General features: G+C 67.3%; 13 protein-coding genes. 7 read left to right on the plus strand and 6 right to left on the minus strand.

The genetic code is table 11. The features are described 5' to 3' along the window. A partial coding sequence (locus tag FKP22_RS33795; protein ID WP_141287264.1) for an SDR family NAD(P)-dependent oxidoreductase occupies positions 1 to 108 on the minus strand: 108 nt, incomplete at its 3' end. Positions 109 to 248: 140 nt separating this feature from the next. Between FKP22_RS33795 and FKP22_RS09555 the strand changes: the two genes are divergently transcribed. After that, on the plus strand, positions 249 to 1,142 hold the full coding sequence (locus FKP22_RS09555) for a LysR family transcriptional regulator (protein ID WP_141287265.1): 894 nt from the start codon (positions 249 to 251) through the stop codon (positions 1,140 to 1,142). A 128-nt stretch (positions 1,143 to 1,270) separates the two neighbouring features. On the opposite strand, the gene FKP22_RS09560 is transcribed toward FKP22_RS09555, so the two are convergent. Continuing rightward, on the minus strand, positions 1,271 to 2,026 hold the full coding sequence (locus FKP22_RS09560; protein WP_233446828.1) for an AraC family transcriptional regulator: 756 nt from the start codon (positions 2,024 to 2,026) through the stop codon (positions 1,271 to 1,273). A gap of 189 nt (positions 2,027 to 2,215) precedes the next feature. Here FKP22_RS09560 and FKP22_RS09565 point away from each other — a divergent pair, with 189 nt between their 5' ends. Next, the gene (locus FKP22_RS09565; protein WP_170200824.1) at positions 2,216 to 3,412 is read left to right on the plus strand and encodes an FAD-dependent oxidoreductase; all 1,197 of its coding nucleotides are present in this window, start codon (positions 2,216 to 2,218) and stop codon (positions 3,410 to 3,412) included. A gap of 29 nt (positions 3,413 to 3,441) precedes the next feature. On the opposite strand, the gene FKP22_RS09570 is transcribed toward FKP22_RS09565, so the two are convergent. Then, entirely contained in the window at positions 3,442 to 4,389 is a 948-nt protein-coding gene (locus FKP22_RS09570) for a M14 family metallopeptidase (protein ID WP_231011636.1), read from the minus strand. Between the two features lie 175 nt (positions 4,390 to 4,564). Between FKP22_RS09570 and FKP22_RS09575 the strand changes: the two genes are divergently transcribed. The 4 genes from FKP22_RS09575 to FKP22_RS09590 all read left to right on the plus strand — a co-directional run bounded on the left by FKP22_RS09575 (position 4,565) and on the right by FKP22_RS09590 (position 8,859). Next, positions 4,565 to 7,003, plus strand: coding sequence for a membrane-bound PQQ-dependent dehydrogenase, glucose/quinate/shikimate family (locus FKP22_RS09575; protein WP_141287269.1), 2,439 nt, complete (start codon positions 4,565 to 4,567; stop codon positions 7,001 to 7,003). Between the two features lie 25 nt (positions 7,004 to 7,028). Then, on the plus strand, positions 7,029 to 7,496 hold the full coding sequence (locus tag FKP22_RS09580) for a MarR family winged helix-turn-helix transcriptional regulator (protein WP_141287270.1): 468 nt from the start codon (positions 7,029 to 7,031) through the stop codon (positions 7,494 to 7,496). A 102-nt stretch (positions 7,497 to 7,598) separates the two neighbouring features. Further along, positions 7,599 to 7,961 (plus strand): nuclear transport factor 2 family protein, encoded by a 363-nt coding sequence (locus FKP22_RS09585; RefSeq protein ID WP_141287271.1) that lies wholly within the window; start codon positions 7,599 to 7,601, stop codon positions 7,959 to 7,961. A gap of 22 nt (positions 7,962 to 7,983) precedes the next feature. Next, a complete protein-coding gene (locus tag FKP22_RS09590) occupies positions 7,984 to 8,859 on the plus strand; it encodes a helix-turn-helix domain-containing protein (protein ID WP_141287272.1) in 876 nt (291 codons plus the stop codon). A 9-nt stretch (positions 8,860 to 8,868) separates the two neighbouring features. Here FKP22_RS09590 and FKP22_RS09595 read toward each other — a convergent pair whose 3' ends face one another. From FKP22_RS09595 to FKP22_RS09605, 3 genes are read right to left on the minus strand one after another with little or no spacing between them, the layout of a single operon-like run. Beyond that, entirely contained in the window at positions 8,869 to 10,185 is a 1,317-nt protein-coding gene (locus FKP22_RS09595) for an Nramp family divalent metal transporter (protein ID WP_141287273.1), read from the minus strand. A gap of 58 nt (positions 10,186 to 10,243) precedes the next feature. After that, entirely contained in the window at positions 10,244 to 10,972 is a 729-nt protein-coding gene (locus FKP22_RS09600) for a GNAT family N-acetyltransferase (protein ID WP_141287274.1), read from the minus strand. A 6-nt stretch (positions 10,973 to 10,978) separates the two neighbouring features. After that, entirely contained in the window at positions 10,979 to 11,431 is a 453-nt protein-coding gene (locus tag FKP22_RS09605; protein WP_141287275.1) for a GNAT family N-acetyltransferase, read from the minus strand. Between the two features lie 81 nt (positions 11,432 to 11,512). On the opposite strand from FKP22_RS09605, the gene FKP22_RS09610 reads away from it, so the two are divergent. After that, a partial coding sequence (locus FKP22_RS09610; RefSeq protein WP_233446829.1) for a GntR family transcriptional regulator occupies positions 11,513 to 11,788 on the plus strand: 276 nt, incomplete at its 3' end.

Below are 11,788 nucleotides of genomic sequence, written 5' to 3' on the forward strand. Positions count from 1 at the left end.
ATGGCCGTCGGCCGCCAGGCGCTGGGCAATGGCGGCGCCGATGCCGCGCGAGGCGCCGGTGACGATGGCGACGCGGAGAGTGGTGGAAGAAGTGACTGGGGTGTTCATGGTGGATTCCGGTGATGAGGGCTTGGCTGGGGCAGGACCGTGGTCTGATCCCGTGCCGCTAATTTATTGTTCGACTCGATCCAGATAAATACGCGATTCAATCCATCACAATCCAAACCACCTAAACAATTGGAGCGTGCATGGACCGGCTGGATGCGATGCACCTGTTCGTGCGCATCGTCGACCTGGGCAGCTTCACCAAGGCGGCGGATGAGCTGCAATTGCCGCGTGCCTCGGTCAGCCTGGCGCTGCAGCAGCTGGAGCTGCGGCTGGGCGTGCGCCTGCTGAACCGCACCACCCGGCACGTCAGCGCCACGCTGGACGGCGAGGCCTACTACCTGCGCTGCCAGCAGATCCTGCAGGACGTGGGCGACAGCGAGGACCTGTTCCGCAGCGCCCAGCTGCGGCCCAAGGGCAAGCTGCGCGTGGACCTGCAGGGCACGCAGGCGTTGCATTTCGTGCTGCCGCACCTGGGCGAGTTCCACACGCGCTATCCGGACATCGAGCTGGAGATCGGCCTGGGCGACCGGATGGTGGACCTGGTGCGCGAAGGCATCGACTGCGTGCTGCGCTCCGGCGAACCGAAGGACTCTTCCATGGTGGGCCGGCGGGTTGCGCTGCTCGGCCTGGTGACCTGCGCCAGCCGCGACTACCTCGCGCGGCGCGGCACGCCGCAGACGCTGGACGAGTTCCGCAAGCACCATGCGGTGAACTACGCTGGCAGCAGCGGCCGCGTGCTGCCCTTCGACTTCCTGGTGGACGGCGAGAAGCGCAGCCTGATGCTGCGCGGCCCGGTCACCGTCAGCAGCGCCTACGCCTATTCAGCCTGCTGCCTCGCCGGCCTGGGGTTTGTCCAGGTGCCGCGCTATCACGTCGAGGCCCAGCTGCTCAGCGGTGAACTGGTCGAGGTCTTCCCCGAGCTGCGGCCTGCGCCCATGCCGGTCTCGGTGCTGTATCCGCATGCGCGCCAGCTGTCGTCCCGCGTGCGGGTGTTCGTGGACTGGCTGGCCGAGCGCATGGCCGGGGCGAACTGAGTGCTCGAAGCGGCCCATGGCCCTGAGCGGCACGGGCGTCGAGGCTGTCGCCGTCCGGGTCGAGCACATTCGCGGCGCAGCAGCGAGGGCTGCAATGAAGCCAGGCACTCGCCAGGCCCCTGTCAGCTTCAAGTTCTCGACTTCAAGTAGCGTCCAGGCGTTTCGCCGAGCACTTTGCGAAACATGACCACGAAGTTGCTCGCATTCTCGTAGCCGAGCCCGGCTGCGACATCTTGGACCGTCGCGCCCCTGGCCAACCACTGCAAGGCAAGCAGGATGTGCAGTTGCCTGCGCCAGCGTCCGAAACTCATGCCGGTTTCTCGGGAGACAAGGCGGGAGAGCGTGCGCGGACTGATGTCCATTCGGGCTGCCCAGGCGTCGATGCTGACTGCATCGGACGGGCTGGCCATGAGCCACTCGACAAGTCTGCCAAGTCGCTTGTCTGTCGGCAGGGGAAGATGAACGAGCCCTGGCTGCGCCGAAGCCATTTCGTCGACGAGGAGCGTCATCAACCTGGACGCCATGGCGCCCTCTTCGTAGCGCATGGGCAATGCCGCTGAACGGATCACCAACTCGCGCAGCAGCGGCGTCGTCGACAAGGTGCAGCAGTCTCGCGGCAATGCGTCGCCCACGGCAGGATCGACGTAGACGACGTAACACTCGATCGTGCCGGCCGCCTCCATTCGATGCCGCACACCGCCGGGCACCCAGATGGCGCTTCCCGGCGGCACGAGCCAGAGGCCGCCGGCAACTTCGCAGGTGAGCACTCCCCGCATCCACAGCAGGAACTGACCCTTTCGATGGTGGTGGAAGTCTGTTTCCTTCCGGGTGTCGTCGCCGTGTGTCACAGCCATGTCCAGGCCAGCGGCGCCGAGGGTGATCACGGGCCTGGGGACAAGGTCCGGATCCTCCCAATCGATTGAAGAAGCGTCTCTGAAAACGGGCATCGGGCGGGTCCGGGACGCCGGAGGCGGCATGGCAAGAATTCAATACATCATGGCATGTTGGATCCTTGTGGCCAAGACATGCCCCGCCTAACGTGGCCGTTCCGAACCACCACGAGGCCTTTCACCTTGGAACGAACGAAGAAGATCCTGATCTGCGGCGGCGGGATCGCCGGCCCTGCGTGTGCCTGGTGGCTGAGCAAGCACGGCTTCTCGGTGGTCGTCGTCGAGAAGGCCAGCGCCTTCAGGGACGGGGGACAGAACGTCGACGTGAAGGGTGCCGGTCAGCAGGTCATCAAGCGCATGGGCCTGACGGCGCAGATCCAGGCTCGCGACACGGGGGAGTGCGGCCAGAAATGGCTGGACGCTGCCGGCAAGGTGGTGGCCGTCTTTCCCAAGAATGGTTTCGGCAGCCTGACCAGCGATTTCGAAATCCTCCGAGGCGATTTCGCACGTGTGCTTTTCGATGCGACCCGCCATACCTCAGAGTACCGATTTGGCACCCATGTCACTGGCCTCGAGGAGACTGGGGACGGCGTGCGCGTGATCTTTGACGATGGCGCCACGGAGGCATTCGAGTTGGTGATCTGCGCCGACGGCATGAGCTCGTCGACAAGGTCCCTGGCGCTCGCCGAGGAAACGCGCCTGCGCTATCTCGGCGCCTACATGGCCTTCTTCAAGATTCCCCGGCGTCCAGAAGACGACCTCTGGGCCTGCTCCGTGAACGGCATTGGCGGCACGATGATCCACCTGAGGCCTGGAGGCCCGACGGAGACCACCGTCCTGGTCACTTTTCCGGCCAGCGAGCCCGACCCGCAAAGGCCGTTGACGTTGTCTCGGCGTGACATGCTTCGTGCAGCGCTGGAAGGTCGGGGCACGGTGGCCGACCGGCTCGTCGGTGAACTGGATGCCGTACAGGACTTCTACTTCGGACCGATGAGCCAGGTGCAAGCTTCGACCTGGTCGAAAGGCCGGCTGGTCTTGCTGGGCGACGCGGCGCACTGCCCGACGCCGTTCACGGGCAAGGGCACGGCCTTGGCCCTCGTCGGAGCCTACGTCCTGGCGGGGGAAATCAAGGCGAACCCGACCTGCAGCGAAGCCTTCCGAGCCTACGAAAGCATCGTGCGTCCGTACGCCGAGCGATCACAGCAGGCCTTGAGCCCCCGAATGATTCGACTCATGCACGTGAGGACGCGGTTCGGCGTCGCCATCGCCCACATCCTGCAACGAGTTTTCGGTAGCAGGCTCATCCAACGCCTGTTGAAACCAGGCGCCGCTGCTCAAGCCCGGAAGATCGACGAGGACTTCGCGCTTCCAGTTTATTGAGGGATGCGACAGACCGTGCGCATGCGCCCTCAAACCCGCTGCAAATACGCGATCGCCGCAGTGACCGTCGCGGCCTGCGCCTGGTTGCACTGGGCGGGGCTGGCCGTGGGGCTGTCGGGGTAGACCTCGGTGGTGGTGACCAGGCGGGCAGCGGTCATGCCGCCGCACAAGCCGAGCGCGCGCTTGGGGTAGTTGATGACGCCGGCCTGCTGCAGCGGCTCGCCGATGAGGCAGCCGTGTTCGTCGGCCTCGGCGATGTGGGTCACAGGGCGGACGGCCTCGATCAGCGCGCGCTGGAAATCGGGCGCTGGGCGCTCGGTGTCGCCCACCAGGTAGAAGCCGTCGGGGATGGCATGCCAGTCGAACGCGACGCCATCGCGCGCGGCCTTGGCAGGCCCGAACTCGCTGTTGTCGGTGTCGGTGGTTTCATGCAGGTCCACGTGCAGGTCGACGCGGGTGCAGTTGGCAGCCACGCAGGCCATGGCCAGCGCCGACTCTGCCGCCGGGCTGGCCGGCTTGAACTGCCGGTTCGGGTCCAGCGCATCGGGATTCCAGCGGTTGATGGTCTCGTAGCCCCAGGGGCTGATGCACGGCAACACCAGCAGGTTCAGGCCTTGGGCATGACGGCCGAACTCGTGTTCCAGCCACAGCAGCGCGCCCTGCACGCCGCTGGTCTCGTAGCCGTGCACGCCCCCGGTGACCAGCACGACCGGATGATCGGCGCGCCATGCGCGGCTGCGCACCGCCCACAGTGGGTAGCTGGCCAGGCCCAGGCGCGTGTAGTCCAGCGTGCCGTACTGGAACAGCTCTGCCTGTGCCGGCAGGCCAGCGGCGAGGGCCTTGAGGGGCGCCACGACCTCTTCGGCATAGACCCGCTGCAGCGGCTGGCGGGCGAGCCAGGCGGCTCTTTCAGCGGCAGCCCAGGGCGTGCCTGGCGTGCCGATGGGATACGGCGTGCTTGACGGGGAGATGCTCACGAATGCCACCCTGATTTTGGCGATGCCGCGCACGATACACCGCGGCACGGCACGGCCAAGCCCCTTGGCCCGAGGCGAATTCCCCGCGCTTCTACACTGGCCCTGCTGCGCAGTTGCTGCCAGGCGGCAGTGGCCCTTGCGCATGCCGGCACCTCTTCTGTTCACAGGGAAGCCCATGCGCCACTCCGGAACCTTCACCCCCACGCCAAGCACCACACCCTGGCCGGCGGCCGCACTGGGCGGGCTGCTGGTCCTGATCGGCCTCGCGCTGGCCGCTGGCGGCGCCATGCTGATCGCCAGGGCGGGCAGCGCCTACTACCTGGCCATGGGCCTGGCCCTGGTGGTTTCGGGCGCGCTGCTGACGCGCGGCAAGCGCTCGGCGCTGGTGGTCTACGGGCTGGCATTTTCCGCCACCGTGGGCTGGGCGTTGTGGGAAGCCGGGCTGGACTTCTGGGCCCTGCATGCGCGCCTCTTCACCTTCGCCGGCCTGCTGCTGCTCATGCTGCTGGTGCAGCCGGCGCTGCGGCGCCGCGCGGCGCTCGCGCCGCGCACCGGCATGTTCCTGGGCCTGTCGGCACTGCTGCTGGCCGGCCTGTTGGGTACGGTCTGGGGCATGTTCCAGCCGCATGGCATCCACCACACCACCATTGCCTCCGGCCAGGTGCCGGCCCCCGCCGAAAGCGCGGTCGCCAACTGGTCGCACTACGGCAACGGCCCGGGTGGGGACCGCTTCGGTGCGCTGGACCAGATCAACCGCCAGAACGTGGGTGATCTCACCGTGGCCTGGACCTACCGCACCGGCGACGTGCCGCAGTCGGACGGCAATGGCGCGGAGGACCAGCTCACGCCGCTGCAGATCGGCAACACCGTCTACCTCTGCACGCCGCACAACAACGTGATCGCACTGGACGGCGACACCGGCGCGGAGAAGTGGAAGCGCGTGATCGACGCCCATGCCAAGGTCTGGATGCGCTGCCGCGGCCTGGCCTATTTCGATGCCAACCAGCCGCTGCTGCAGCCAACCGACCCGGGCAGCAGCCCGGTGCCGCCAGCGATGGTCGCGGAAGGTGCGCCGTGCCAACGGCGCATCCTGATGAACACCATCACCGACGAGCTGATTGCGCTGGACGCCGACACCGGCAACTTCTGCCCGGACTTCGGCCGCAATGGCCGCGTGGACCTGCGCGAAGGCATGGGCGACGCGCCGGACCCGCTGTACGCGCTGACCTCGGCGCCGACGATGGCCGGCACCACCGTGGTCGTCGGCGGGCGGGTGGCGGACAACGTCGCGCTGGACATGCCGGGCGGCGTGGCGCGCGGCTACGACGTCATCACCGGCCAACTGCGCTGGGCCTTCGACCCCGGCAACCCGGACGACAAGCAGGCGCCCTCGCCCGGCAAGACCTACACCCGCTCGACGCCCAACGTCTGGGCGCCCATGTCCTACGACCCAGCGCTGAACACCGTGTTCATGCCCACCGGCAGCGCCGCCATCGACCTATGGGGCCCCAAGCGCACCGAGCGCGACCATCAATTCGGCGCCTCGATGCTGGCGGTGGACGCGACCACCGGCCAGCAGCGCTGGCTGTTCCAGACGGTGCACAACGACCTCTGGGATTTCGACGTGCCGATGCAGCCGACCTTCTTCGACTTCAAGAAGACCGAAGGCGGCACCGTGCCGGCACTGGTCTTCGGCACCAAGGCCGGCCAGCTCTACGTGCTGGAACGCGCCACCGGCAAGCCGCTGACCAATGTCATCGAGACCCCCGTGAAGCCGGCCGGCATTCCCGGCGAGCCCTATGCGCTGACGCAGCCGGTGTCGGTCGGCATGCCGCAGATCGGTGCGCAAACACTGACCGAAGCCGACATGTGGGGCGCCACGCCCTTCGACCAGCTGATGTGCCGCATCGCCTTCCGCGGCATGCGCTACGAAGGCCTCTACACCGCGCCCGACACCGACACCTCGCTCAGCTTCCCCGGCTCGCTGGGCGGCATGAACTGGGGCGGCCTGTCGATCGACCCGACCACCAACACCATCTACGCCAACGACATGCGCCTGGGCCTGTGGGTGCGCATGGTGCCGCAGCAGCCGGCCAGCGGCGGCGCTTCGGCGCCTGCAGGGGCCGAAGCGGTGAACGCCGGCATGGGCGCGGTGCCGCTCAAGGGCACGCCCTATTCGGTGGTCAAGGACCGCTTCTTCTCGCCCATCGGCATCCCGTGCCAGAAGCCGCCTTTCGGCTCGCTGACCGCCGTCAACCTGGACACCCGCCAGGTGGCCTGGGAAGTGCCGCTGGGCACCGTGCGCGACTCGGTGCTGCACGGCGTGCGGCTGGGCCTGCCGATGCCGGTGGGCATGCCGACCATCGGCGGCTCGCTGACAACCCAGGGCGGCCTGGTCTTCTTCGCCGCCACGCAGGACTTCTACCTGCGCGCCTTCGACAGCGGCAACGGCCAGGAGCTCTGGAAGGCGCGCCTGCCGGTCGGCAGCCAAGGCACGCCCATCACCTACCGCTCGCCGAAGACGGGCAGGCAATACGTGCTGATCTCGGCCGGCGGCGCACGCCAGTCACCGGAACGGGGCGACTACGTGGTGGCCTATTCGCTCTCGCACTGACCACGGCGCTCACTACACTGCCCGGATGTCCTCCGCCCCCGAACCACACGCCCCCGGCGTCGATCAGACCTGCCTCGCCCACCTGCTGGGCTACCAGTTGGCCCAGGCGGACATTCCGCTGAAGAAGATCTTCTTCAAGCGCATTGCAGAACCGTTCGGCCTGCGGCCGGTGGAGTTCACGACCCTGGTGCTGGTGAAATTCAATCCGGGCATCAACGGCAAGCAGCTCGCGCAGACGCTGGCCGTCACCGCCGCCAACATCACCTTGATGCTGGACAAGCTCAGCGAGAAAGGCCTGCTGGCGCGGGTGCGCAGCGAGACGGACCGCCGGGCGCAGAACGTGCACCTGACGGCAGCCGGCGAAGTGCTGGCAGCGAAGGCACACGAGGTGTCGTTGACGATGGAGCAGGACCTGCTGCGCCACCTCAGCGCCGGCGAGCGGGTGATGCTGCTGGAGCTGTTGCAGAAGCTGGCGAAGCACCGCAGGGTGTAGCCCGCTGCCATCGCCCTTGAAAAGGTTCGCACAAAATATCAAAAGCGTTTCGCCCCCTCTCGGTAGGCTTGCGGCCTTCTGCAACCCACCCGAGGAAACGACATGCGTGACGCCAGACAGACCACCTGGGAAACCTACACCAATGCCTGGCGCGAAGCCTCGGCCGATGCCAAGGCCGCAGCGCTGGCGCAAAGCGTGGCGCCGGCCTGCGTCTACCAGGACCCGCTGGTCACGGCCCGCGGTCACCGCGAACTGATCGACTACATGCTGGACTTCCACAGGCAAGTTCCCGGTGGCCATTTCGTCACCACCAGCTTCCTGGCGCACCACGATGCCAGCGTTGCCAAATGGCACATGGTCGATGGCGATGGCAAGGTACTGGGCGACGGCGTGAGCTTTGGCCAATACGACGGCCAGGGCGCGCTGGTGGCGATGACCGGGTTCTTCGAAGTGCCCGCCCAGTGAATGGCACGCGAAGAAACCCGCGATGAACTACCTCGCTCAGGTGCAGCGCGGCATCGACTACATCGAAACCCATCTGGACGGGGACGTGGATCCGGCCGATGTGGCGCGCCACGCCGGCCTCAGCCAGTGGCACTACCAGCGCATCTTCAAGGCACTGACCAACGAGACCCTGAAGACCTACATCCGCTCGCGCAGGTTTTCGCTGTCGCTGGAGAAGCTGGCGCGCACGCAGGAACGGGTGCTCGACATTGCGTTGGCATCGGGCTTCGAATCGCAGGAGAGCTTCACGCGGGCGTTCAAGAAGGCGTTCAGCGTCACGCCAGCGCACTACCGCCGGCATGCCGGCGCGCTGGCCTTCCTGCACAAGGTCCGGTTCGACGAGGACTACCTGCGGCACATCCATGCCAATGTGTCGCTGGAACCCGAGCTCATCGAACACGGCGAGATGCAGCTGGTCGGCCTGAGCACGAAGTTTCATGGCATGGACTCCGAGAAGAACAACGTGGCCAGCAAGCTGCCTGCCTTGTGGGCTGCGTTCCTGCCACTGCTGGCCGACGTGCCGAACCGGATCGTCGGCAGCTGCCACGGCGTGGTCCAGCAGACCTCGGCCCAGTCCGACGAGCTGGTGTACTGGGCCGCGGCACCGGTCACACACGTCGGGCCGCTGGGCAAGGGGCTGGCCAGCCTGCGCATTCCCGCGGCCCGCTACGCGCGCTTCACGCACCGCGGCCTGCCCGCAGGGCTGGACCAGACGGTCAACTACATCTATTCGAGCTGGCTGCTGCGGTCCGGCGAGCGGCACGCTGGCGGCTGCGACCTGGAGTTCTATGGCGCCGACTATGCGGCCGACTCGCACGCATCGACCATGCATTACGCGATTCCGCTCGCAGCGAACTAAGGCACCTCTTCAGCCGACCAGTTCGCGCAGCAGCGCCACATTGGCCACGCAGATCAGCGCCAGCAGCGCCCAGGCGGCCGCCTTCATGGTCCCGCGCAGCTGGAAGCGGCCCATCAGCTTCGCGTCGCCGTTCAGGCGCAGCAGCGGCCAGATCGCAAACGGCAGCTGCAGGCTCAGCACCACCTGGCTGCCGACCAGCATCGTGCCCACCCCCGCCTCGCCCAGCCACAGCACCCCGAAAAACGCCGGCACCAGCGCGAGCACGCGCGTCGCCAGGCGGCGCTGCCAACACGGAATCTTCAGCCGCAGGAAGCCTTCCATGATGACCTGGCCGGCGATGGTGCCGGTGAAGGTCGAGCTCTGGCCTGCCGCCAGCAGCGCCACGCCGAACAGCACTGACGCGATGGACGCGCCGACCAGCGGGTCCAGCAGGTGGTAGGCCTGCTGGATCTCGGTCACCTCGGTCTGGCCCTTGGCATGGAAGGCCGACGAAGCCAGCGTCAGGATCGCGCCGTTGACCAGCAGCGCGAGCGTCAGCGAGATCACCGTGTCCCAGGTGGACAGCTGGATGGCCTCGCGCTTGGCCTGCTCGGTGCCGGCGAAGTGCCGGGTCTGCACGATGGACGAATGCAGGTAGAGGTTGTGCGGCATCACCGTGGCGCCGAGGATGCCGACTGCCAGCATCAGCGCCCGCGGGTCGTGCAGCACCAGCTCGGTCGGGACCAGGCCTTGCGCCACCGCATGCCAATCCGGGCGGACCAGGACGATCTGCACCAGGAAGCACACGCCGATGGTCATCACCAGCCCCAGCACGATGGCCTCGACCTGCCGGAAGCCGCGGCCCTTCAGGCCCAGCACGAACAACGTGTCCAGCGCGGTGACGGCAATGCCGGCCAGCAAGGACATGCCGAACAGCAGGTGCAGTGCCAGCGCCGTGCCCAGCACCTCGGCCACGTCACACGCGACGATGGCCAACTCGGCCATCACCCACAGCGCCCGGTTCACCGCCGGCCGGTAGCGCGCCCGGCAGGCCTGCGCCAGGTCCAGCCCGGTGACCAGCCCGAGGCGCAGCGCGAGCGTCTGCAGCAGCATCGCCGCCACGCTGGACAGCACGACCACCCACAGCAGCGCCGGCCCGAAGCGCGAGCCCGCCTCGATGTCGGTCGCCCAGTTGCCCGGGTCCATGTAGCCGACCGACACCAGCAACCCCGGCCCCGCCACCTTCGCCAGCCGCTTCCACAGCGGCTGCGAGGAGGAAACATCAACCGAGCCGCGAACCTCGGACGGACAGAACGGCGCAGTGGCGGTGGTGGGCAGACCAAACATGCGGCCGATTCTCGGTGAGGCGGCCGGCAGTTGCACTGCTACCAAAGCATGCCCCGTGTCAGCGACCCAACGCCACCCTCACCAGTTCACCCAACCGGCTGCGCTGCTGCCCTTTCTCGTCGAAGTTCTCCGGCGCCAGCCATTGTTCGAAGGCCGGGCGGATCGCCGGCCATTCGTGGTCCAGCATCGAGAACCAGGCGGTGTCGCGGCTGCGGCCTTTCATGACGGCGGCCTGGCGGAAGATGCCTTCGAGCTGGAAGCCGTAGCGTTCGGCAGCACGGCGCGAAGGCGCGTTCAGCGCGTTGCATTTCCACTCGTAGCGCCGGTAGCCGAGTGCGTCGAACACGCGCTGCATCAACAGGAACTGCGCTTCGGTGCCCATGGGCGTGCGCTGCACCAGCGGCGAGTAGGTCACATGGCCAACCTCGATCACGCCGTTGGCGGGGTCGATGCGCATCAGCGCCAGCGTGCCGACGGCCTGGCCGGTGGCGTTGTCGATGATGGTGTGGTGCAAGGGGTCGGCCGAGGCTTCGGCCTTGGTGAGGTACTCGGTGAGCGCAGCCATCGAAGGGAACGGGCCGGCCGGCATGTAGGTCCAGTCGCGGCCGTCCGGCTGGGCGCTGTAGGCAGCGTAAAGCGCCTCGGCATGTTGGGCCACGCTGAGCGGCTCCAGGCGACACCAGTGGCCCACCAGAGGCGTGCGCGGCGGCAATGCACGCGGCTGCCAGCCTTCGAGCCTGGGGCCGACAGGCTGGCCGTATTCGTTGAGCTGAATGTCGTGGGGCATGGTGGTTCAGAGCAGGTGGCGGTATTGCACGAAGCCAGGCTTGCTGGCGATGCGGTCGTAGAGCTTCATCGCTTCGGTGTTGGTCTCGTGCGTGAGCCAGTGCACGCGCGAGCAGCCGGCTTCACGAGCACGCGCGTAGACCCACTCGATCAATGCGCGGCCGACCCCAGCACCACGCACTTCGGGGTCGACAAACAGGTCCTGCAGGTAGCAGTAGTCACCGACCGTCCAGCAGCTGCGGTGGCGGATGCAGTGCACGAGGCCGACGGCCTTGCCATCCAGCTCGGCCAGCGCCGCGAACATCGGCTCGGCCGGGTCCAGGAAACGCGCAAAGGTGGTCTGCGTGGTCGCCAGCGGAAGGTCGGTCTTGTAGAAGGCCTGGTAGCCGCGCCACAGCGGCAGCCAGGCGTCGAAGTCGGTCTGGGCCAGCGGCCGGACCTGCAGGGCGGTGGAAGACATGCTTTGAGAAAGACGTGCGGTGGGAGTCGGCACGATAGGCGCATCGTGGCATCATGAAAAGTACCACGCCATTAGCTTCTGATGGAACCACGACTGTCGATGATTCCGATGACCCTGGACGCCCCACTGCTCGCCGGCCCGTTGGCAACAGGCCCAGGCGCACCATCGCGCCAGACCCAGCTGACCCAGCGCCTGAAGCAAGCCATCCTGGCCGGCGAGCTGCCAGCCGGCGGCAAGCTGCCGTCCTCGCGCGGGCTGAGCGAATCGCTGGGCGTGGCCCGCAACACGGTGTTGATCGCCTATGAGCAGCTGGCCGCCGAAGGCTTTGTGGTGGCCGACACGCAAGGCACGCGGGTG

The organism is Ideonella azotifigens (assembly GCF_006519715.1).
GTDB classification, from domain to species: domain Bacteria; phylum Pseudomonadota; class Gammaproteobacteria; order Burkholderiales; family Burkholderiaceae_C; genus Ideonella; species Ideonella azotifigens.